Annotated in this window: 26 protein-coding genes and 1 riboswitch; of the genes, 16 read left to right on the top strand and 10 right to left on the bottom strand. The window is 63.0% G+C overall.

Annotated elements, in window-relative coordinates:
- Window positions 1-834 (top strand): LysR family transcriptional regulator (locus FY112_RS11660; RefSeq protein WP_151518441.1); only part of this gene is annotated, 834 nt, incomplete at its 5' end.
- Between the two features lie 74 nt (window positions 835-908).
- Here the strand turns inward: FY112_RS11660 and FY112_RS11655 are convergent.
- Window positions 909-1,277 carry an antibiotic biosynthesis monooxygenase family protein gene (locus FY112_RS11655; protein WP_011652662.1) on the bottom strand — a complete coding sequence of 123 codons (369 nt, stop codon included), beginning with the start codon at window positions 1,275-1,277 and terminating at the stop codon, window positions 909-911.
- 98 nt (window positions 1,278-1,375) lie between these two features.
- Here FY112_RS11655 and FY112_RS11650 point away from each other — a divergent pair, with 98 nt between their 5' ends.
- Window positions 1,376-1,852, top strand: coding sequence for a MarR family transcriptional regulator (locus FY112_RS11650; RefSeq protein ID WP_077978675.1), 477 nt, complete (start codon window positions 1,376-1,378; stop codon window positions 1,850-1,852).
- Window positions 1,833-2,366 (top strand): cytochrome b/b6 domain-containing protein, encoded by a 534-nt coding sequence (locus FY112_RS11645; RefSeq protein WP_131643012.1) that lies wholly within the window; start codon window positions 1,833-1,835, stop codon window positions 2,364-2,366. Before FY112_RS11650 ends, FY112_RS11645 begins: the two co-directional genes overlap by 20 nt.
- 207 nt (window positions 2,367-2,573) lie before the next feature.
- Here the strand turns inward: FY112_RS11645 and FY112_RS11640 are convergent, their stop codons facing one another.
- Window positions 2,574-3,263 (bottom strand): VOC family protein, encoded by a 690-nt coding sequence (locus tag FY112_RS11640; RefSeq protein WP_131620325.1) that lies wholly within the window; start codon window positions 3,261-3,263, stop codon window positions 2,574-2,576.
- Window positions 3,264-3,520: 257 nt separating this feature from the next.
- Entirely contained in the window at window positions 3,521-3,955 is a 435-nt protein-coding gene (locus FY112_RS11635; protein WP_077978672.1) for a 6,7-dimethyl-8-ribityllumazine synthase, read from the bottom strand.
- Between the two features lie 77 nt (window positions 3,956-4,032).
- A riboswitch (FMN riboswitch) is annotated at window positions 4,033-4,175 on the bottom strand.
- A 246-nt stretch (window positions 4,176-4,421) separates the two neighbouring features.
- Between FY112_RS11635 and FY112_RS11630 the strand changes: the two genes are divergently transcribed.
- Window positions 4,422-4,868, top strand: a complete 447-nt coding sequence (locus tag FY112_RS11630) for an SRPBCC family protein (protein ID WP_020050677.1) — start codon at window positions 4,422-4,424, stop codon at window positions 4,866-4,868.
- On the opposite strand, the gene FY112_RS36705 is transcribed toward FY112_RS11630, so the two are convergent.
- A complete protein-coding gene (locus tag FY112_RS36705; RefSeq protein WP_165504187.1) occupies window positions 4,853-5,158 on the bottom strand; it encodes a hypothetical protein in 306 nt (101 codons plus the stop codon). The genes FY112_RS11630 and FY112_RS36705 overlap by 16 nt on opposite strands.
- On the opposite strand from FY112_RS36705, the gene FY112_RS11625 reads away from it, so the two are divergent.
- Window positions 5,055-5,363: a hypothetical protein gene (locus FY112_RS11625; RefSeq protein ID WP_065280567.1), complete on the top strand. Its 309-nt coding sequence runs from the start codon at window positions 5,055-5,057 to the stop codon at window positions 5,361-5,363. The two genes, FY112_RS36705 and FY112_RS11625, sit on opposite strands and share 104 nt — an antisense overlap.
- 114 nt (window positions 5,364-5,477) lie before the next feature.
- Here the strand turns inward: FY112_RS11625 and FY112_RS11620 are convergent, their stop codons facing one another.
- Window positions 5,478-5,702: a hypothetical protein gene (locus FY112_RS11620; protein ID WP_017961130.1), complete on the bottom strand. Its 225-nt coding sequence runs from the start codon at window positions 5,700-5,702 to the stop codon at window positions 5,478-5,480.
- A gap of 215 nt (window positions 5,703-5,917) precedes the next feature.
- Here FY112_RS11620 and FY112_RS11615 point away from each other — a divergent pair, with 215 nt between their 5' ends.
- The 5 genes from FY112_RS11615 to FY112_RS11595 all read left to right on the top strand — a co-directional run bounded on the left by FY112_RS11615 (window position 5,918) and on the right by FY112_RS11595 (window position 11,001).
- Window positions 5,918-7,015: an adenylate/guanylate cyclase domain-containing protein gene (locus FY112_RS11615; protein ID WP_151518440.1), complete on the top strand. Its 1,098-nt coding sequence runs from the start codon at window positions 5,918-5,920 to the stop codon at window positions 7,013-7,015.
- Between the two features lie 131 nt (window positions 7,016-7,146).
- On the top strand, window positions 7,147-8,115 hold the full coding sequence (locus FY112_RS11610; protein ID WP_151518439.1) for an ABC transporter substrate-binding protein: 969 nt from the start codon (window positions 7,147-7,149) through the stop codon (window positions 8,113-8,115).
- A gap of 20 nt (window positions 8,116-8,135) precedes the next feature.
- Window positions 8,136-9,140 carry an iron ABC transporter permease gene (locus FY112_RS11605; RefSeq protein ID WP_151518438.1) on the top strand — a complete coding sequence of 335 codons (1,005 nt, stop codon included), beginning with the start codon at window positions 8,136-8,138 and terminating at the stop codon, window positions 9,138-9,140.
- Window positions 9,137-10,174, top strand: coding sequence for an iron ABC transporter permease (locus FY112_RS11600; RefSeq protein WP_151518437.1), 1,038 nt, complete (start codon window positions 9,137-9,139; stop codon window positions 10,172-10,174). Before FY112_RS11605 ends, FY112_RS11600 begins: the two co-directional genes overlap by 4 nt.
- 8 nt (window positions 10,175-10,182) lie before the next feature.
- On the top strand, window positions 10,183-11,001 hold the full coding sequence (locus FY112_RS11595; protein ID WP_151518436.1) for an ABC transporter ATP-binding protein: 819 nt from the start codon (window positions 10,183-10,185) through the stop codon (window positions 10,999-11,001).
- Here the strand turns inward: FY112_RS11595 and FY112_RS11590 are convergent.
- Window positions 10,982-11,665, bottom strand: coding sequence for a class I SAM-dependent methyltransferase (locus FY112_RS11590; RefSeq protein WP_151518435.1), 684 nt, complete (start codon window positions 11,663-11,665; stop codon window positions 10,982-10,984). The two genes, FY112_RS11595 and FY112_RS11590, sit on opposite strands and share 20 nt — an antisense overlap.
- Window positions 11,666-11,824: 159 nt before the next feature.
- Between FY112_RS11590 and FY112_RS11585 the strand changes: the two genes are divergently transcribed.
- Window positions 11,825-12,475 (top strand): helix-turn-helix domain-containing protein, encoded by a 651-nt coding sequence (locus FY112_RS11585; protein ID WP_151518434.1) that lies wholly within the window; start codon window positions 11,825-11,827, stop codon window positions 12,473-12,475.
- The gene (locus FY112_RS11580; RefSeq protein ID WP_131628409.1) at window positions 12,472-13,719 is read left to right on the top strand and encodes an MFS transporter; all 1,248 of its coding nucleotides are present in this window, start codon (window positions 12,472-12,474) and stop codon (window positions 13,717-13,719) included. Before FY112_RS11585 ends, FY112_RS11580 begins: the two co-directional genes overlap by 4 nt.
- 107 nt (window positions 13,720-13,826) lie before the next feature.
- On the opposite strand, the gene FY112_RS11570 is transcribed toward FY112_RS11580, so the two are convergent.
- A complete protein-coding gene (locus FY112_RS11570; RefSeq protein ID WP_151518433.1) occupies window positions 13,827-14,732 on the bottom strand; it encodes a LysR family transcriptional regulator in 906 nt (301 codons plus the stop codon).
- A gap of 297 nt (window positions 14,733-15,029) precedes the next feature.
- Window positions 15,030-15,953: a phytanoyl-CoA dioxygenase family protein gene (locus tag FY112_RS11565; protein WP_131620334.1), complete on the bottom strand. Its 924-nt coding sequence runs from the start codon at window positions 15,951-15,953 to the stop codon at window positions 15,030-15,032.
- 97 nt (window positions 15,954-16,050) lie between these two features.
- Between FY112_RS11565 and FY112_RS11560 the strand changes: the two genes are divergently transcribed.
- The 3 genes from FY112_RS11560 (at window position 16,051) to FY112_RS11550 (ending at window position 18,625) form a co-directional block, all read left to right on the top strand.
- Window positions 16,051-16,875: an AraC family transcriptional regulator gene (locus tag FY112_RS11560; protein ID WP_151518432.1), complete on the top strand. Its 825-nt coding sequence runs from the start codon at window positions 16,051-16,053 to the stop codon at window positions 16,873-16,875.
- Window positions 16,876-17,072: 197 nt separating this feature from the next.
- Entirely contained in the window at window positions 17,073-18,179 is a 1,107-nt protein-coding gene (locus FY112_RS11555; protein WP_151518442.1) for an AI-2E family transporter, read from the top strand.
- Complete coding sequence (locus tag FY112_RS11550) at window positions 18,176-18,625, top strand: potassium channel family protein (RefSeq protein ID WP_017961117.1); 450 nt, start codon at window positions 18,176-18,178, stop codon at window positions 18,623-18,625. Before FY112_RS11555 ends, FY112_RS11550 begins: the two co-directional genes overlap by 4 nt.
- Before the next feature lie 35 nt (window positions 18,626-18,660).
- Here FY112_RS11550 and FY112_RS11545 read toward each other — a convergent pair whose 3' ends face one another.
- Complete coding sequence (locus tag FY112_RS11545; protein WP_151518431.1) at window positions 18,661-19,683, bottom strand: LLM class flavin-dependent oxidoreductase; 1,023 nt, start codon at window positions 19,681-19,683, stop codon at window positions 18,661-18,663.
- Window positions 19,684-19,764: 81 nt separating this feature from the next.
- Here FY112_RS11545 and FY112_RS11540 point away from each other — a divergent pair, with 81 nt between their 5' ends.
- Window positions 19,765-19,980 carry a hypothetical protein gene (locus tag FY112_RS11540; RefSeq protein ID WP_231283200.1) on the top strand — a complete coding sequence of 72 codons (216 nt, stop codon included), beginning with the start codon at window positions 19,765-19,767 and terminating at the stop codon, window positions 19,978-19,980.
- 178 nt (window positions 19,981-20,158) lie between these two features.
- Here the strand turns inward: FY112_RS11540 and FY112_RS11535 are convergent.
- Window positions 20,159-20,933, bottom strand: a 775-nt coding sequence (locus FY112_RS11535; RefSeq protein WP_151518430.1) for a transglutaminase-like domain-containing protein, incomplete at its 5' end; no start/stop codon positions are given.

The following is a 20,933-nucleotide window of genomic DNA, read 5'->3' as shown; positions in this document are numbered from 1 at the left end:
GCAAGACATCTCAGCTTCACCCGGGCCGCGATCGAGCTTTGCGTTACCCAGGCCGCTGTAAGCCAGCAGGTCAAAAGCCTGGAGAAGCGATTGGGGGCTGCGCTTTTTCAGCGTCTCCCAAGAGGCTTGAAAATCACCGCAGAAGGCGAAGCTCTTTTGCCGACCTTGACCAATTCCTTCGATCAAATGGCGATCACGCTGGACCGGATTGAAGCCGGACAGGTTCGGGAATTGCTGTTTTTGGGCGTGGTCGGAACGTTTGCTGTCGGCTGGTTGTTGCCAAGGCTTTCGGATTTTCAACAGCAGCATCCGTTCATCGATGTGCGCGTTTCGACAAACAATAATCGCGTCGATATGGCGGCCGAGGGACTGGACTTTGCCATTCGCTTCGGCAGCGGCTCCTGGCACGGCACAGAGGCGCTACGTCTGTTCGACGCTCAGCTCTCTCCTCTGTGCACACCCAAATTGGCCGAGTGTTTAAGGTCGCCTGCAGATCTGGTCGAGGCGACGCTTTTGCGGAGCTATCGAGCGGATGAGTGGAGCACCTGGTTTGCCGCAGCGAACGTTCCGCCGGCGGCACAAATAAACGCCGGTATCGTCTTCGACTCTTCCCTCGCCATGATGGAGGCGGCCCTGCAAGGACTGGGGATCGCTCTGGCGCCGCCGTCGATGTTTTCCAGACATCTATCCTCGGGGGCTATAAGACAACCTTTTCCTACGACCATATCGTTGGGGAGCTACTGGCTAACCCGACTGCAATCAAGGCCGCCAACAGCAGCCATGCTGGCATTTTCCGATTGGATGATGTCGCAGATGTCTTCCGCATCGCAATGACAGCTTCCGGCGAGCCGGAGGCCGAGATCATCCCGACGCTCAAGGACTTCATGCCTCCACCGCCGCCGCTTTGCTTACGCCACACAGATGCCCGGCACGGCGACCTTCTGGAAGAGATGCGGTGAGGCGACCGCCGAGGACGGATAGGCCGAGAGCTTCGCCCGAAACTCCGGATGCGAGAATGCCGCCCGGAAATCGGCGGTCGATTCCCAGACGGCATAATTGAGATAAGCAGGACTTTCGCCGACGGCGCGATGCATCTGGGTCGAGATAAAGCCCGGCTGCCGTTTCATGAAGGCCGCATCGGCCTGCCAGGCATCAAGGAAGGCCTGCTCATCGGCCTTGTCGAGCGTGAAGAGGTTGATGAGGACGATCGCGGAGGCATCGATCGCGATTTGGCGATCGATCGGGAAGGCAGGGTCCATCGGGCGCATGAGCGACATGGTCGACTCCATCTGATTTGGTTACATGATGTCAATCTGGTGATATGGATACATAATCAATTTGACACTATGGTGTCAATATAGCTTTATGGTGACAAATGCACGAACCTCAACGGACCCCGGCCGGAACAGCCTTGACCGACCTCATTCTGGATCTCTTCCGGCTCAATAACCGGATGATCAACGCCGGCGACAAGCTCGTCGAGGGGCTCGGCCTGACCAGCGCCCGCTGGCATGTCCTCGGCACCGTCATCACAGCAGGCCGGCCACAACCGGTCGCATGGCTGGCGCGCGACATGGGGGCCAACCGCCAGAACGTCCAGCGCATCGTCAACGATCTGGAGAAGGAAGGGCTTCTGGCGTTCGAGCCCAACCCGCACCACCGACGGGCACAGCTCGTCGTGCTGACGGACAGAGGAAAACAGGCATATGAAACCGCCATGCACCTGCAGGCCCCCTGGGTCGACATGCTCTCGGAAGGGCTTCAGGTCGAGGATATCAAAACCACGCATGCCGTCATGAAGGCGCTGCGCAGCAAACTGGAAGGACATGGAGATGTTGAAGAGCAGGCCTGATCGCCATGGCGCAATAGCGGTCTCGATCCACTGGTTGAGTGCGGTTCTGATCCTGGCGCTGCTCGGCTCCGGCTTCCGGGCTGCCAACGCCATGGACGCCGTGACCAAGGCCGGGCTGCTGCGTTTCCACATTCCGGTGGCGATCGTCGTCCTGCTTCTCACGGCTCTCCGCATTGTCTGGTGGTGGCGTTTCGATCGCAAGCCTGCGCCGGTGCAGGCATCGCCTCGCTGGCAGGAGCGGCTGGCGGGCTTTGTTCACGTTGCCTTCTACATTTTCATTCTCGGCATGGTCGCCAGCGGCATCGGAATGATGATCCTCAGCGGCGCGGCTCCCGCCGTCTTCGGGGCAGCCGGCGCCACGCTGCCTGATTTCACCGCCTATCCGCCGCGTGGCCCGCATGGGTTCGGCGCCTTCCTGCTTGTCGGCCTGCTGGTCTTCCATGCCAGCGCCGCGCTCTATCACCAGTTCGTCCGCGGTGATCACCTGCTGCGGCGAATGTGGTATGGCGGCTGAGATCCCGCCGCCGTCGATGTCTAATGTTTGGCTTCTCGGGCCTGACTCAGGAGACGCAGATCACCAAGCCGGCAAGGAGCTGGCCAGTGCCACGCCCAATTCGACGCTCAACGCTGTGCGCCAAGAAGGCGCGATAAAGCACCGCGCCGTTGCCCGCCGAGACGCTCTCAAATGATGTCACCGTCTGCGTGACGTCGCCGCCCTTGCCTATAAGGGCAGCTGCTTGCCGGCCTGTTCGCTGACCATGTATTCGGCGTACCAGTCCGGCCAGTTCTCGTCGTGTTTGCCGCCGTTTCGCTTCTCGTGTTCGCCGTGCGCGGTCGCTGCACGGCGCATGGCTGACGCGAGATCGGTCGACGTTGTGAATGTCGTTCCGTCGGCGTCGATGCGTCCCGGCAGGCGCGTGGTGACTTCCTGGAACAGCCAGCCGTTGCCATCGGGATCCTTGAAGGAGGCAAAGGAGCGATAGCTGCGGTGATCGGGATCGCGGCCGGCAATGCGGAGCCGCCCGAACAGGTATGGTTCGTCCTTGCCGGCATAGACGCCGGCCGCGTCATGGAACACTTCGCTGACCTCGACGCCGCGGGCGATGAGATCGCGGCGGGCGGCCTCGATGTCGGAGACGACGAGGTAGAGGCCCTGGGCGGAGCCGGGGGCGGCGGCCGTGACGTTCTTGCCGAAGATGATCGCGCAGCCGGAGCCGGGCGGGGTAAACTGGATCACCCGGAAATCGGCATCATTGGCGAAGTCGGCGTCGAGCCGCCAGCCCAGGCCGTCGTAAAAACGTTTGGCGCGGTCGACGTTGGAAACGGGGATGACCACCACCTCGAGCTTGGTGTCGACGGGCTGTGTTCTCGGGGTCTCAATGGGGGTTTCGCTGCGCAGTGCATTGCTCATCTTAAGCTCCTTGGGTTCTGGATGTCTTGAGAATTGCGGACACGTGACGGGCCAAGTTGACCACGGCGCGGTGGGGTCGTCGAATCAATTATTCTGTCTGATTTGGCCGGTATTGGCGGAGTCCGCTGCGACACACGGCGCGTCGCTCTCGATTCGTGCGGTTGGTGAGGGCATGTCGTCCGTGAGGCGGCGGGGTCGGTTCCCCGCCACCTTCGTCTGTCGTCCTGCGGTTCGTCGAGCCGGCGTGCAGGAAGTTCTTACGCGGCGAGAGCGGCGCGGGTTTTGCCGATCGTCAGAGCCGCCTTTGCTGCCTCGCGCCCTTTCTCGACGAAATGTGCGCGGTAGATCTGTTTGTGGTGCTCGGTTTCCTGATACTGATGCGGCGTCAGCGAAACCGACAGCACCGGCACACCGGTATCCATGCCGGCGCGCATCAGCCCATCGACGACGGCCTGGGCGACGAATTCGTGGCGGTAGATTCCGCCGTCGACGACGAAGGCGGCGGCAACGACAGCGGCATAGCGTCCGGTTGCCGCAAGATCGCGCGACAGCAGCGGCATTTCGAATGCGCCGGGAACATCGAACACATCGATCTGCTCGGGCGGAATAAGCTGATGGAAGCCATCTAGGGCGCGGTCGACGATATCGGCGTGCCAGCTGGCTTTGACGAAGGCATAGCGGGTGGGTGTCATGGTAATCTCCTTTGGCGAACAGACACATCACCCAAGGCGATCACGAACGTCCCCGACAGCCGCAGGGCGGCAGGAACGCACGTTCTCTTTCATCCGGACTATGACCGTCGGCTCAGGCATCTCACCTGATCTGCTGACCCTTCCTGAGAAGGCGCTCGCGGGCTCGCAATCTAAATTGCATACCGCCGGTAGGGACTTGCACCCCGCCCTGAGAACGGCGCGAACAATAGGGGGAAGGTGATGGGCTGGCAATAGGCTGAAATGCTTCGCGACTAATGCTGGATCAGCGCTCCCGACGCGGCGATTTCGCTTGTTGGTCGATCGCGACGGGCAAGCCCTCTTGCGGAGGATGGGCTTGCGCCTACATGCTGTGCGTGAGGACATTCACGTCAGAATAGCACGGCAAGACAGGCTGCGCCGTCTCCACCGGAGACGGGCAGGGCCGTGGAAACCATGGGAGAGAGAGATGCAAGACCCCTTTGTCGTCCACCGCGAGGCGCATATCGCGGCGCCGCCGGCTGCGGTGTTCGCGTTGATGACCGACCCGGAAAAGATCCTGCGCTGGATGGGAACGGAAGCGCAGGTCGAGCCGCAGCCCGGCGGGCTCTATCTCGTCAACGTTACCGGCGCGCGCTTTGCGCGCGGCTCGTTTCGCGAGGTGGTGCCGGTTCATCGCCTTGCCTACAGCTTCGGCTGGGACGGCAGCGAGGTGGTGCCGCCGGGGTCGAGCCTAGTCGAGATCGACCTGATCGAGCAGGGGGGCGGAACGCTGCTGCGGCTCACCCACAGCGGCCTGCCGAGCGCCGAGCAATGCGCCGGCCATGCGGAAGGCTGGGCACATTATCTCGGACGGCTGACCGAGGTCGCCGCCGGGGGGGATCCGGGTCCCGATCCTTTTTACGGCAGGACATGAACAATTTTTTGCGGGCGGCGGGGCGGTTCTGAAGCGCTTGCCGTTGCGACAACAGCGGTCGGCGAGCGCTCGGACCAGCCGTGCGGAAGCGCTTCTTTTTCTCCCGCAAACATGAACGCGCAGTTCATCTCCAGTTCAATTTGGCGGTCATAAGGTGTGGACGGCTGGATTGAAATGGAGTTCTCGATGAAGGCACTTTCTATCGCGGCTGCCTTGCTCGCTGGCAGCCTCTCGTTCGGCACAGCGCAGGCGATGCCGATGGGGACAATCAATGTCCAGAGCAATGTCACAAAGGTCGACTACGCCTGCGGTCGCGGCTGGCATCTGACGCGCTGGGGCGAATGCCGGCGAAACTGGCGCCGCCCACCGCCGGTAGCTTTCTACGGTGGTCCGCCCCGCTGGGGCTGGGAGCGGCGTCACCGGGATTGGGATGGCCCGCGGTGGCGCCATGAGCGGCGCTGGGATCGCGACCGCCGTTGGCGGGATTATGACTAAGGGTCTTGCTTAGTTGGAGATGGACGAAGGCCGGGGCGATTTTCGCCCGGCCTTTTCTGATGAGACAGCTTCACGACGCTGACCGGCAGCGTCCTCCCGATTTGTCCGATACGGTCAGATCCTGCTGACGAGCCAGTACTTGTCGTCGATCAGCTCCTCGAGCTCGACCGGGTCCTTGACGCCGAATTCGAACCATTCGACGAGTTCCTTCGCCTTGCGGCTGCTCTCCTCCGCCGTCAGCTCGACCTGATGTCTTTCGCACCATCGCCTAAGGATCGACGTCAGCAGCGTCATGTCATTCCCATCCAGCGGATCTTTCGGCCAGAATATCGTGCCCATCGCACCCCTCAATCACACGATGACGAACGACCCTATAATGGAATCAAAGTCGCGCAAGTTTAAAGTGTTTATTTTTTGTTTTCCACCACGCCGAATGGTTTTCGACAGCCGATGCGGACGGCCTTTGCGGGCGACAGGCCGAGTCGCTGGAAACGTCCCCACGATCACCCGGGGATGTCCTTGCGGATGTCCACGTGGGCGTGCGATGTTAAGCGATGGATCTGCCGTCGCCCCTTGCCTGGCTGGTTGATGAGGCCGGAGCCTCGCCTGGTCCCGAACGGTTTCTGGCCGAACTCGGGCGCCGGCTGCTGGCCGACGGACTGCCGCTTTCCGGCGGCACGCTGACGCTTTCGGTGCCGCACCCGATCATTGCGCGGCGCACATGGCTGTGGCGGGCCGAGACTGGTGCTGTCATTGAGGCGCTGGCCTTTGCCGCGGCTCCGCAGAGCGAGGCCGGGCGCGACTGGCTGACCGCGCTCGGGCCGGTATGGGAGGAGCGAATAGGGCCTTCGCAGGATAGTCCCATGCTCGGCTGGGCGGGTATCGACAAACGGGAAGGGGCCGGCGCATTCGCTCCGGCGGAAGCCGACCGGCTGCGCGAGGTCGCGCGCTTTGCCGCCGCACCGCTCGCAGCGCTCGCGGCGCGGGAGGCGCGGGCAGCCCTGCTCGAAGCCTATCTCGGCCGCCGTAGTGCCGCCCGGGTGCAGGCCGGCGAGCTTGCCCGCGGCACCGGCGAGACCATACGTGCTGCTCTTCTCTGCGCAGATCTGCGCGATTTCACCGCGCTTTCGGAGGTGACGGAACCGCATGCGATGATCGCCACATTGGACGCTTGGTTCGATCGTGTGGCAGGCGCCGTGCACGCCTTCGGCGGCGAGGTGCTGAAATTCATGGGCGACGGCGTGCTGGCGATCTTCCCGGTCATAGGCGGCCCCGGCGAAGAGACCGAGGGTGATCGAAAAGCATGCGAGGCGGCGCTGCGGGCGGTCGCCGCCAGTCGCGCCGGCATGGTTCATCTCGACCAGGTGCGGCACGCGCAAGGGCTGCCCCCGCTGCCCTTCGGCGTCGCACTTCATTTCGGCGAGATCCTGTGGGGCAATATCGGCGCCGCCGACCGGCTGGATTTCACCGCCATCGGCTCCGCCGTCAATCTCGTCAGCCGGCTGGAAGGGCTCTGCAAGCCACTGGGCCGAAGCGTATTGATCTCCGGCGCGGTGGCGTCGAATACGGCAACGGCGCTCGTACCGCTCGGAGACCACGCCCTGCGCGGCATCGCCGACCCTTGTGCGGTATTCACTCTAGCGGACGCTTGAGACCATCGGGACATTGCCGGAAGGGGCCGCAGATGCGGCGTTTTCCGATGAAGCGCGCATGAAAATCATGATTGTGAAACTCCGCTTTTTTAGCTAAAGCCTGTCCGCTCATCGCACGGGAGGTTTCACACATGACTCGATACACACGCACATTCTTTTCTGTCCTGGGGCTGTCTGCAATGCTGATGGCGGGGGGCACTCAGGCCGAGGACGGCAAGAAGGTATCGATCGTGGACGACCGCGGCGTCACCGTCGAAGTCCCGGCGCAGCCGAAACGCATTGCCTCGATTTCCTATTTCGCCGATGACGTCGCGCTGGCGCTCGGCATCAAGCCCGTTGCGAGCACCTATATGACGGCGGGCCGCGAACCCGATTTCCTGCTCGGCCTGACCTCCGGGATGAAGCAGATCGGCCAGCGTGCCAAACCCAATCTGGAACTTCTTTCCGAAGCCAAGCCGGACCTGATCATCGCGATCCGCCGCTATACAGTTGGCAACGCGGCGCAGCTGCAGAACATCGCCCCCTATGTCGCTTACAATATGGAACTGCTCGAAGAGAGCTACAGCGAAACCGCCGCGCTTTCGATGCTGCTCGGCAAGCCCGAACGCGGCGAGCAGCTGAATGCCGATTTCCGCAAGCATCTTGCAGAGTACGCAGCCAAGGCGCCGAAGGATGTTCATCCCCGCTTCCTGATCATGTGGGGCGGCGCAACACCTTTCGCCTTCCACACGGAAAATACCTCGGCTTCGATCGTCGCGGCTATCGGCGGTGACAATATTCCGGGGCCGAAGAGCCCAGGTGGTGAATTCGGCATCGATCTCAGCCTCGAAACCATGCTGGAGAAGGACCCCGAGGTCATCTTCATCTATGATTCCGGCCCGGATCGCCCGCATGAGAGCAATCCGATCTGGTCGCAGCTGTCGGCGGTCAAGAACAACCGGGTCTTCTATGTGGGCGACCAGTGGGTCGAGACCAATGGCCCGATCGCCCGCGAAATCGTCCTGCGCGAGGCCGCACATTATCTCTTTCCCGACACGTTCCCGGCCATTGATGTCAAAGCGGAGGCCGCCAAGCTGATCCCCGCCGAACTGCAGAACTAAGCTCAGGAAAAAGACCTGCGATGAGCCCCCGGCAATCATTCCTGGCCATAGGGCTCATCGTTACCGCCTCCATGCTGGCGGTGATGCTTGGGTTGCTGGTCGGCGCAAAGCCGCTTTCGATCGAGACCGCGGTCCGCGTGCTTCTAGCGCCTGACGGGAAAATCGAATCCATTCTGGTCTGGACGCTGCGCCTGCCGCGCAGCCTGACGGCCGTTGCCGGCGGGGCGGGGCTTGCTGTTTCCGGCTATGTGCTGCAGACCCTGACGCGCAATCCGCTGGCCGATCCCGGCATCACCGGCGTGACGTCAGGGGCGGTCGCACCGATCGTCTGCTGTTTCGTGTTCGTCCCCTGGCTCTCGCCCGCTTATTATCCTTTCATCGGCCTTGCCGGCGGGCTTGCGGCGGCCTCCGTGACATTCTGGGTGTCGCGCGGCGGGCAGGGGCGGCCGCTGCAGCTTGCGCTCGGCGGCGTCAGCGTCTCGCTCTTCCTCGGCGCGATCACCACCTACGTGCTGCTGCTGACCGGCCCGCAATCGGCATCGCTGCTCTTCTGGCTCGCCGGCGGCTTCCAGGGGCGCACCTGGTCGCATCTCTTCTACATGCTGCCCTGGACGATCACCGGTGTCGTCGGGGCGCTCGCTCTCCGGCGCGTGATCGGCATGTTCATGCTGAGCGATCATGCGGCGGCCGGCATGGGGCTTCAGCTCGACCTGTGGAAACCGCTTATCCTCATTCTCGCCGTCATCCCTGTGGCAGGCGTCGCGCCGGTCGCCGGACCGGTCGCCTTCGTCGGCCTTGCCGCTCCCCATATTGCCCGGTTACTCAAACCGCCGGGCACGGGATGGGAGATCGGATTGTCGGCCGTCCTCGGTGCGCTGATCGTCACCGTCGCCGACGTTCTTGCCCGCAGCGTCGCCATTCCGCGCGAGCTGCCGGTCGGCATCATCACCGCGCTGCTCGGCGGTCCCGTCTTCATTTACCTCGTCCAGCGCGGGCAGCTCAACCTTGCAGGTGAGACACGATGACCGCTTCGGTTTCGGCAAAGGTTGGCTTCTCGGCCGCATGGATGGTTGCCGCGCTCGCCGCATTGGCGGTCTTGTCGCTTGCCACTGCGATCTTCCTCGGCGTCGCCGATATTCCGATGGCGGATGTTGCAGCGGTGCTGACCGGCGGCGGATCCTCCGAAGCGCGTTCGATCATTCTCGATATCCGGCTTCCGCGCATCGTCACCGGCGTTCTGGCTGGCATCCATTTTTCGCTGGCGGGATATCTGTTACAGACCATCACCCGCAATCCGCTTGCCGACCCGTCGCTGATGGGTGTGTCGCAAGGGGCGACGCTCTCCGTCACGATCTTCCTGCTGTACACCGTCTATATCTTCCAGCCCGGCTCGAACACGCTTGCCGAGCTGCCGGTCGCCTGGCTGCCCGCTGCCGGGCTCGCGGGCGGCATGCTCTCCGGCGGCGTCATCTATCTGCTTGCCTTTCGCCTCGGCTTGAGTGCCCTGCGTATCACGCTCTGCGGCGTGGCGGTCGGCGCGGTGCTGCATGCGGTGGCGATCGGCCTCATCGCCGGATGGGGGTCGGCCCGCATCGAGATCATTCTCGAATGGCTTTCGGGCAGCCTTTATGCCCGCAGCTGGGATCATGCGCTCTTCCTGCTGCCGTTCACGATCGCCGGAGTGGCCATGTTGCCGCTCATCTACCGGCCGCTGATGCTGCTGCAGTTCGATGCGCCCGTCGCCCGGTCCTTCGGGCTTGCCTATCGGCGGCAGTTCACGCTCGTGCTGATCGTGTCTTGCGCACTTGCGGCGAGCGCCGTCGGCGCGGTCGGCCCGGTCGTCTTCGTCGGACTCATCGTGCCGCATCTCGCCCGCTTTTTGGCGGGGAGGAATTTCATCCTGTCGCTAGCCCTGACGATCGTGCTCGGCGCCATCATCGTCACGCTCGGCGATCTCGCCGGCCGGCTGCTGGGACAGGCGGAGGAAATCCCGATCGGGGTGGTGACGGCTGTTTTCGGCGTGCCGCTTCTGCTCGCGCTGCTGCGCAAAACCATGTGAGGCCGAAAATGCCATTGTCCTGCTCCGACCTGTCGGTGATGTACGGCCAGCGAAAGGCTCTCACCAGCTTCAGGCTTTCGCTTGAAAAGGGCGAGATTCGAGCGCTGATCGGTCCGAACGGCTCGGGCAAGAGCACGGCGCTGCATGCGCTCGCAGGCCTGATCAAACCGGCGGAGGGCAAGGCGTCGCTGGACGGCGTTGCCGTCGCCCCGATGTCGCGGCGGATGCTGGCGAGGAGGTTGGCATTCCTGCCGCAACAGCCGGCCGCACCTGACGAGATGACTGTCGCCCAGCTCGTCCGGCAGGGCCGCTATCCGCATGTGGGTCTGTTCCGCTCCTATGACAGGGGCGACGAGAAGGCGATCGAATGGGCGCTCGAAAGCACCGGACTTACAGGACTTGCCGATCGCAGCCTTCGGGAACTGTCCGGAGGCGAGCGGCAAAGGGCGTGGATATCAGCCGCCCTTGCGCAGGAAGCGGAGATCCTGTTGCTCGATGAGCCGACGTCCTTCCTCGATATCGGCTATCAGGTCGAAGTGCTTGACCTAGTGCATCGTCTGAGCCGGGAAAAGGGCGTCACCGTCGTCATGGCGATCCACGACATCAACCAGGCAATCGCCGTCAGCGACCGCATCTCGCTACTCGAAAAGGGACAGCTCAGATTTGACGGCGCACCGCACGAGCTGGCCGAATGCGACCTGATCCAGCAGATCTTCCGCGTCAGGGGCCGCTTCGTCCAGGTCGCTCCGGACGGCCCGCCGCATTTCGAGGTCGAGCTCATGAGGCTTCAACGATCCGAAACTGGGATTAGCGCTTCACCAGCCTGAAGACGATTTTAGTCTGGGTATAGTAGGTCAGCGCATCGGCGAAGTCCGGCGTCCATCCGTCCGCGACGAAGGGGATGAAGCCATCATATTCGAGCTTGCGGGCCGAAACCTGAAAGCCCGCCTTTTCGAAGGCGCGGCCATAATCGGTGATCGATCGATCCTGAACGACAGTATTCGTACGGTTGGCGACGAGCTCGCGCCATTTCGGCCAGAGCGGGTTGTCGGTATGGCATCCCGTCACCGCATAATAGACGCCGCCTGACTTCAGCGCCCGCCAGATATCGGCGGCGTGGGCATCGATATCGGGAACGAGGTAGATGACCTCGTGGCTGATGGCCAGCTCGAACTCCTCAGTCCAGCCTTCCAGCCGGCTGCCGACCTGGTACTGAATCGGCAGGTTGCCTTTCAGCGTCTCGGCCTTGGCGACGGAGGTTTCGGCGATATCGATGCCGAGCGCCTTGCGGAACGGGCGTATCGCATAGAGGTGCCGCAGCAGGCCCCCCTGATTGCAGCCGAAATCAAGCACGCTCTTGTCGGTGAGGTCCCGTTCGGGGATGAGCTCGATCAGGTGGCGCCAGATGGGTGCATGCCCATCGGCCATCCTGTCTTCGGCATCGGGATCGATGTACCACGTGCCGATGTTTTTCTGCGCTCCCTCAGCCATCCTCTTGCCCCTCGTATCATGCCGATCACGGTGACGGTCTTAAAATGCGGGGTCATGCTTGGCTAGATCAGAAGCCGGTTTTCGAGCGCCTTCCACACCTGTCAGATTTTTTGCAAAGAAAGCTTTGCAAAGATATGTTTGCGATTGTATGCTTCGCGCATGAAACATCCGCACACCAAACCTGCCGCAGATGCCGCCGCTGCCCGCACCGTTAACCGGGTCGTGCCCGAGCCGACCGCGCTGAAGGCGCTGGCGCATCCTGTCCGACTGCGCATGCTCGGCATGCTCAGGATCGATGGGCCTGCCACGGCGACGCAGCTTGCCGCTCGGCTCGGCCTGAACAGCGGCGCGACGAGCTATCATCTGCGCCAGCTTGCTCAGTACGGCTTCATCGAGGAGGCGCCGCATGCCTCGCGGCGCGACCGCTGGTGGCGCGCCAGCCATGAGCTGACCTCGGTGCCGCCAAGTGAGGCCGAAGGGGAGGCGCTCGATCTCGACATCGCCTTCAACCAGGCCGCACTCTCGCTGCAGGTCGGCCAGATGCAGCAGGCGCTGGAGGAATATGCCGAGCTGCCGGCTGAATGGCGCAAGGCGACGGCTGCCGACGACATCATCATCCCGATGACGGCGGTACAGGCCGAGGCCCTGACAAAACGGCTGAGCGACATCATCCTGGAGGCGATGCGGGCGGCCCCGCCGCTCGGGGAGGCGGCGTCGCAGGAATCCGGCATGGTTCCCTTCTATGTCATGTTGCACGCCTTTCCCTATCCGGGCCGTGTTCCGCATCGCGAAGGGGAGGATAAGCCGTGAGACGGGGCGGGCCGTTCCTGGCGCTCGCGGCTGCCGAGACATTCTCGCTCTCCGGCACGCGGCTTTCGACCATCGCCATTCCCTGGCTGGTGCTGAGCACGACTGGCAGCCCGGTGCTGACAGGCCTGACGGCAATGATGGAGATGCTGCCCTATGTCATCGCCAAGGCGCTCGGCGGACCGCTGATCGACCGCGCCGGCGCCAAGAGCATCGCCATCATCTGCGACACCGCTTCGGTGCTCGTGGTTGCTCTGGTGCCGCTTCTCGATCTCTTCGGCATGCTCGGCATGCCGGTGCTGCTGCCGCTCGTCTTTGCCATGGGCGTGCTGCGCGGCCCCTCCGATGCGGCCAAGCAGGCGATGGTTCCCGATATCGCCACACTCGCCAATGTACCGCTCGAACGAGTGACCGGCGTTGCGAGCGCCATCGAGCGGCTGGCCTCGACGGCGGGCGCGGCCGGCGCCGGCGCTTTGATCGGGCTGATCGGCCCCGGCCAGGCGCTGCTCGTCAATGCCGCCACCTTCGCCGCGGCCGCGCTGATCGTTGCCGCGGGGATACCCGGGACGCGACGCACGCCTGCGTCCGAAACTCGACCGGTCGAACGGGCTTCCTATATCGAGGATCTGCGCGAAGGCTGGCGCTTTCTGCGCAGCGATGCCGTGCTCGTCAGTATCGTCGCCATGGTGGCGGTTACCAATCTCTTCGACCAGGCCTATCATGCCGTGCTGCTGCCGGTCTGGACACGGGATGCCGGCCATGGCCCGGAGCTGCTCGGTGCCATGTTCGCCGCCTTCGCCGGCGCCTCGATCGCAGGCGCGGCGATTGCCGCGGCGATCGGCGAGCGCATGCCGCGACTGATGGTCTATACGGTGGCCTTCCTCCTGACCGGTTTTCCGCGCTTTCTCGTTCCGGCGCTGGACGCGCCCATCGGTCTCGTCTTTGCGACGCTCGCCATCGCAGGATTCGCGTCGGGCTTCCTCAACCCGATCCTGTCGGCGGTCATCTTCGAGCGCATCCCCAAGCCGCTGACTGGTCGCGTCACAGCATTGAACACCGCCCTCTGCTTCGCCCTCATCCCTTTCGGCGGCCTCGCCGGCGGCGCGCTGATCAGCACGTTCGGCCTTGCCGCGGCGCTGTTCCTGATGGGGATTGCCTATCTCGCGGCAACGCTTGCGCCGCTGGCGCTGAAGAGCTTTCGCGGGTTTGACAGGGCCTCGCCTAGTTGGCTGAAACGGGCCGGCTGATCGACCGGCCGGCTTGGCCGTAGAGCTTGGCTACGACGCGCGCCGGCCGGTCGACCATCCGACTCCGTTTGAGCCAACAGAATGCTTCAATCTAACCCGGAAAGGCTCTAGCCGCGCCCAAGCTCCTCGACGATCAGATCGATGAAGCGGCGGACACGCGGTTCCAGCAGGCGCTTGTCGGGATAGAGCGTCACGATCTTTGCGTCGTCGGTTTCGAAGTCGGCCAGGATCTGCCGGAGGCGGCCGGCGGCGAGATCGTCGGTGACGAGAAAATCGGGAAGCAGTGCGATGCCCAGCCCCGCCAAGGCGGCGTCGCGGATCGCCTCTCCGCTGTCGAGCCTCAGTCGGCTGCGGCCCTGCGCCTTGATCCAGGAGCCGCCTTCCCCGCGAAAGCGCCAGCCCTGCCTTTGATTGCGGCCGGCGGAGATCAGGCAGTCATGGACCGCGAGATCGTCGATATCGCGGGGCTCGCCGCGCTCGGCAAGGTAGGGCGGCGAGGCGCAGAGCCGCGCCTTATAGCTGGCGATCACGCGTGAGACCAGGCGGGTGTCCGACACCGTCGCCGTCGCGCCGATCCGGATCGCCAGATCGAAGCCTTCCTCGACAATGTCGGCCAGGCGATCGGTGAAGTTCACTTCGACCTGGATGTCGGGCCAGGCCCGAAGATATTTTTCAAGCAAAGGCAGCACGACGAGCCGCCCGAAAGCATCGGGAACGGTAAGCCGGAGAACGCCTCGCGGCGTGCTGTTCTGCCCCGCCACGCTCGCTTCCGCCTCGTCGACCGATGCCAGAATCTGCAGCCCGCGCTCGTAAAACATCCGGCCTTCATCGGTCAGGCTCAACGTCCTCGTCGTGCGGTTGAGCAGGCGCGCGCCGAGCCGGTCTTCCAGACGGATGACAGCCTTGCCTGCCGCCGAACGCGACAGGCCCATGGCCTGGCCGCCGGCGATAAAGCTTCCGGCATCGACGACGGCCATGAAGATCAGAATATCGTTCAGGTTCGTACGCGGCATCAGGCAACTCGAGCGGTTCGGCTACAGCCATAAGTCGGTCAGTCATGGGATCGATTCAAGGTTCCGACCATCAACGCCCAAGGCGGCAGTAAGGTCCGACCGCTTCGCTTCTGTGTCGACATGCCTTCGTCAAACAACCTGCTATAGCAGCCATCGCACCGGATCGCCGGTCAACAAGGGTGGCGGGGGCACGACAAACAGGCAGGAAACGGACATGGCCGCCAATGCCGGCTGACGCGCGGCCGGCATCGACGTGAGACGATCTGGGTTCTGTCGAAAGGGCTCTGGAAAGCCGGACTACAGCATATCGCCGAGACTCCAATGGTTGTTCCATCGGACGTCGATCTCGTCGTCGACATTCTGATATCTTATGTCGGTGGAGAGGCGCAGCCGCCGGCTGCGGTCCTGGTTGGTGGTCGAGGCGTGGATCATGTAGGGCGAGTGGAGCACCACGTCGCCGGCCTCATAATCGGCGGCGAGCCAGCGGGTGTCGAAGCGCTCCGCCATATCGGGCAGATCCTTCGAGACCCAGCCGCCTTCCGCCATGTGGCGGTTATAGGCACTGACCCGCTCTTCGGCAGAAAGATTGCCGCTTGCTGCCTGGAACTCGGCCTCCATCCTGACGCCCAGGGCGTGCGAGCCTTCGAGATAGACCAGGCCGCCCATCTCGGTGGGGATGTCGCCGATCGGAATCCAGGCCGTCACCAGGCGGCTGGTGCCGCCGCGGAGATAGACGAGATCGTAGTGGGCGGGTGTGGCCGTCGGCGTTCCCGGCTGGACGAAACGCATGATCTTGCGCTTGTGGAGATAGGAGATACCCTGCAGGAAATCGTCCATGAAGCGGGCAAGTGGCGGTTGCGTGCAGAAGCCTTCATAGGCGGCGGAGCGGACGAGCGACATCAGGCGCCTGTCCGCCAGGCTTTTGTCGAAGCCATCGGCAGACGCCAAGCCCAGCGAAAAATCGCTTCCGGGCTCGACCAGCCCGGTTTCGGCGAGGCGTTCGAAGACCCAGCGGCGGAAATCGATCACATCGGCCCGCGGCAGAAGGCCTTTCAGCCAGACATAACCATCGTCCTGGTAGCGGCGGCGGATGGCGTCGACGCCGATGCCGGGATCGGTGGGCACGAGCCAACCGATCCGCTCCGCGGGCAAGGTTCTGCCATTTGCGGCAAGAGGAAATTCCATCATGCGAGCTTGTCTGACCTCCGCAGCAATTGACATTTCACTCCTCCGTCGCTTGAGTTGGCTTGTCATCAATTACCTGATCCGGCATGCCAACCGACATAGAGGAAATTGATAGCTGGACTTTTCGCTCACCATGAAAGACGCTGAGGCCATCTATAGAACGCCGCTCGGTGCGGCCGGCGGACTGGCAGTCACCGGCAGCGGCAGGCAGCATGCCCGCCGTGCGGTGACGGACCGGAAACTACCGAGTTTCGCCGTCGTGCTGGTGGAGCGTGGGCAGGGCTGGCTGGCAACCGCCGCCACCGGCCGCATGAGCCTGACCGGACCTGCGCTGTTCTGGCTGTTTCCGAACCGTGTGCATTCCTATAGCCCCGACGAAGGCGGCTGGGACGAGCGCTGGGCGCTTTTCGAAGGGTCGTTCACGCGGGACTTCGTGAGGCTGAGGATTATCGCGGAGCGACATCCCGTTGTGGCCTTGCATCATCTCGACGAGGTGGTGCGGCTCTTCGGCAACCTTCATGCCGATCTGCTTGACGACACCAACCTCGGGCAGGCCTCGGCGGCATTGATGCTGCATCGCATCGCCATATCAGCCGCCAAACAGGCAAGCGGCGCGGCCGATCGACGCCAGGAAAGGCTAGATATGGCCGACATCGTGGAAACGCTACGGCGGCGGGCGATGCAACCGTTGGACCTCGCAGCCTTTGCCGCCGAGCACGGCATGTCTCCGGCGACGCTGCGCAGGCGGTTCACGCTCGAAACCGGACTGCCTCCCAAGGCATTTCAGCTTCGGGTGCGCATGGATCATGCCAAACAATTATTGGCAACCACCGACGAAAAGATCGAAACGGTGGCCGCCATGATCGGCCTGGATGACCCGTTTTATTTTTCTCGGGTCTTTCATGATCGCGAGGGCTGCAGCCCTCGCGAATTCCGTGCGAGATATCCGCGGGTTTGAGAGCCCGGCAGCGGCAGCCGTATCCCGTTTTCACGAAGTCATGTATGATGACGGGCGTTGGAGACGACCTTTCATGGCGTTGGCAAAATTTTCGCCGAACCACCAATTACGGCGTGTTATCGGCTGGAAGGTTTCGTTGTCCGATTGGGGAACGTCCGGCTTCGCTCGTTCGCGAACGTTCCGGATCGGAGGGGGAAATGACGTCCAGCGCATTGAACGCCGACCTTGCGTCGTCGAGACCATCCATCATCCATGCGGCGGTTCAATTGGGCCTCGTCGCGCTTCTGGTCTATGTCTGCGCCAGGATCATGTTGCCCTTCCTGGGCATTCTGCTTTGGTCTGTGATCCTGGCGGTCATGCTTAATCCCTTGCATCTGCGCCTGTCCGATCGGATCGGCAATCGGTGGTCGGCATTTCTCATCGGGATGGTCGGCGTTACCGTGGTGCTGGTGCCCATGTTCCTCGTCGTCACATCGCTTGGGTCTTCCACTTACTGGCTTGTTTCCGGCTTGCAGAATCACAGCCTGACGATCCCGCCGCCGCCAACGTGGCTTGCCGACCTGCCGGTGATCGGAGCGAAGCTCTCGGAGGGCTGGTCGCTCACTGTCGCCAATCTGCCGTTGGCGCTCAGTCAATACGGCCAGATGCTGAGCAAGCCTGCTGCGTGGCTTGCATCTTTCGCCGGCGGCCTGGCCACTGGTGGCTTGTCCTTCGTTCTTTCCATCGCGATCGCCGCCGTGCTTGTCGCTTATGCCAAGGGTGCTGCGGCATTTGCCCTCCGTCTGCTGGAGCTCATTACCAACAGCAAGGCGCGGGGTGCCCGGCTCGTCCATCTGACCGCCGCTACCATCCGGGGCGTGGCGGTTGGCGTGGTCGGCGTGGCGGTGATCCAGTCGATGCTCGTCGGCATTGGCTTCTTCGCTATCGGCCTTCCGGCTGCCGGTGCTCTGACGCTCGTCACGTTTCTCTTGGCGGTCGTGCAGATACCGCCGCTGCTGTTGACGCTGCCCGTCATGGCCTATGTTTTTGCCACGGAAGCAACGACACCGGCAATCATCTTCGCCATATGGTCTTTGGTCGCCGGGCTGAGCGACAATTTGCTCAAACCCTTGATGCTCGGCCGTGGATCGGACGTGCCCATGCCGGTGATCTTGGTGGGTGTCATCGGAGGGATGATAGCCGACGGCCTTCTCGGTATATTTGTCGGCCCCGTGCTGCTGGCCGTTGGCTTCGTGTTGCTGATGGAATGGTTGCATCAGCGCCCGATCGAGGACACCCCCGAGATCGAAGGTCCGGCCCCATGATTACAGTCATTGGTCTCGGCCTGCTTGCGATGTCGATGTGCCTCGCACTGCAGGCGCTGGCTTCAGTGTTGGCCGCGCGTTATTTTGCTCACGCGCGAACACAACCCCTGGGCCGAAAGCCTCGGCGGACGATCTTCCTGCAATTCTCGGTCCTGATGATCGTGCTCATGCTGGGCAATATTTTCCAGGTCGCTTTCTGGGCGCTGTTATATCGCGCGCTCGGCGCCTTCGAGGATTTCGAAACGGCTATGTATTTTTCCGGCGTCACCTTCACGTCACTTGGTTATGGCGACGTCGTGCTTGATGGCCGTATCCGGCTGCTTGCGCCGCTGCAGGCAGCCAATGGGCTGATGATGTTCGGGATTACGACAGCGCTCTTCTTCTCGGCCATCCAGCAGGCCATGGGGAAATTGGCCGCGGCAAATCAAACCGCACATGAGCCGTAGTGGAGCCGGCGAAGACAGCTCACCGGGAACGAACATCAACGCCAACCCATCGCAGGCGCGACATGGGTCAGGATCGCTTCGATGACGTGGGCGTTGTAATCGACGCCGAGCTGGTTGGGGACGGTGAGCAACAGGGTATCCGCCTCGGCGATTGCCTCATCCTCGGCGAGCTGCTTGATCAGGGCATCCGGCTCGGCGGCATAGCTGCGGCCAAAGATTGCCCGGGTCTTCTCGTCGATGAAGCCGATCTTGTCCTCACCGTCGTTGCCGTAGCCGAAATAGGCGCGGTCGCGGTCGTCGACCAGCGCGAAGATGCTGCGGCTGACCGAGATGCGCGGCTGGCGCGTGTGGCCGGCTTCTTTCCACGCCTCGCGGTATGCGCGGATCTGATCGGCCTGCTGGACGTGGAAGGGCTCTCCCGTCTCATCATCCTTCAGCGTCGAGCTCTGCAGGTTCATGCCGAGCTTGGCTGCCCAGACGGCGGTGGCATTCGAGCTCGCGCCCCACCATATCCGCTCGCGCAGGCCCTCGGAATGCGGCTCGAGGCGCAAGAGGCCGGGCGGATTGGGAAACATCGGCCGCGGGTTCGGCTTGGCAAACCCTTCGCCGCGCAGCACTTCCAGGAAGACTTCGGCATGGTGGCGAGCCATGTCGGCCTCGCTCTGGCCTTCGGGCGGGGCGTAGCCGAAATGGCGCCAGCCATCGATCACCTGTTCGGGCGAACCGCGGCTGATGCCGAGCTGCAGGCGGCCGCCGGCGATGAGGTCGGCCGCACCCGCATCCTCGGCCATATAAAGCGGGTTCTCGTAGCGCATGTCGATGACGGCGGTGCCGATCTCGATCCGGTTGGTTCTAGCGCCGACGGCTGCAAGCAGCGGGAAGGGTGCGGCCAGCTGTCGGGCGAAATGATGCACGCGAAAATACGCCCCGTCAGCCCCGAGCTCCTCGGCCACCACCGCAAGCTCGATCGACTGCAGCAGCGCATCGCCGGCTGAGCGCGTCTGCGATTGAGGTGAGGGCGTCCAATGCCCGAACGAGAGGAAACCGATCTTCTTCATGCTGATGCCGCACCTTGATCCGTTGTATCTGGGGTCGACCGGTCATCGCACAGTTTCGGCCCGGAAGACAATCAGAACCGGATGGCTGCGGCGTATCACTTATCCGGCATTTGGCGTGCTATCCGCCGCTATAACCGACAGCATTCGCGCGACACCTTCGCACCTTCGAAACTCGGCGATCGTATCGCGACCTTCGACGCGGAACTCTCCGAGTTGCTACGCGCTTATTCGAATGATGATCGGTTGAGCTTTGTCGTACGCACCAGGATTGTCTGGGGCGAAATCAAGCTGATCTGAGAAGAGACGATGTTTGGTGGAGACAAAGGCGCGGCAGGAGCCGCGCAGACCACCTCTCCGCCATTCCTGTGACAAGCACAGGAATGAGGGTGGGTGGTGTTCGCGCTAGATTGTTTGCCGACGGCGGTATGGCGCGCGAACGCGTCATGGACCGACCGACGATAGTCCCATCTCAAGATCATGCGCCGCCAACATTCTCCATTTGCTGCCGCACGCCGTTGAAGACCTGCGCCGGCACGCGCAGCCCGGCATCGTCCTGGTAGAGGGCCTGCAGCTCGCCGAAGCGTTGGTCTACGTCGACCGTCAGCGCGGCGAGACGATCGAAGCGCGCCAAGTCATCAGGAGATATTTCTTCCTTGGGCTGCGGCATCGCTCCCCAATTGTCCCAGGGAAGCATCTCCATGTTATTGAGGGCGGCGAAGTCGCGCACGAGGTTCATGGCAATGAACCAGAAACCAGACTCGTCGAAGATGCCGAATTTGCCGGGGTCGGCGGCGTCGGCGCGGCAGCGCTGCCAGGTTTCGCCGGCGCTGAGGAATGTGCCCGGTTGCTGGTCGAGGGGATCGAAATCGAGTTTCAGGGCCGCGCGCTGGAGGTCGTCGATCTGGAAATCCGCTGAGACCCAGCGCGCTCCGTCCCAATATTCGGCGATCCAGTGATCGATGCCCTTACCTGCCTCAAAATACATGCCGAAGCCGCAGCGGGCGCGTGCCGGGACGCCCTGAGCCTTGAGTGCCGCGCAGGCGAGAACGGTGAAATGGCGGCACACGCCGATGCTGCGCTTCTCCGGTGGGCGCGGGATGTCGAGTGGGGCGGGATCGATCGCCATGATCGTATCGAGTATCTCTCGTGCCGGCCGCGTGTGTGACTGCGCCCTTCGCGCCGGGGTGAGCGGCTGATTGTAGCGCGGAGCCCAGGCTTCATGCAGCAGCGTGCCGTGCACGGCGGCGGCA

Source organism: Rhizobium sp. PEPV16 (genome assembly GCF_008919455.1).
Classification (GTDB): domain Bacteria; phylum Pseudomonadota; class Alphaproteobacteria; order Rhizobiales; family Rhizobiaceae; genus Rhizobium; species Rhizobium leguminosarum_Q.
Note: the sequence above shows the minus strand (reverse complement) of the source record. Positions and strands in the feature narration are given on the sequence as shown.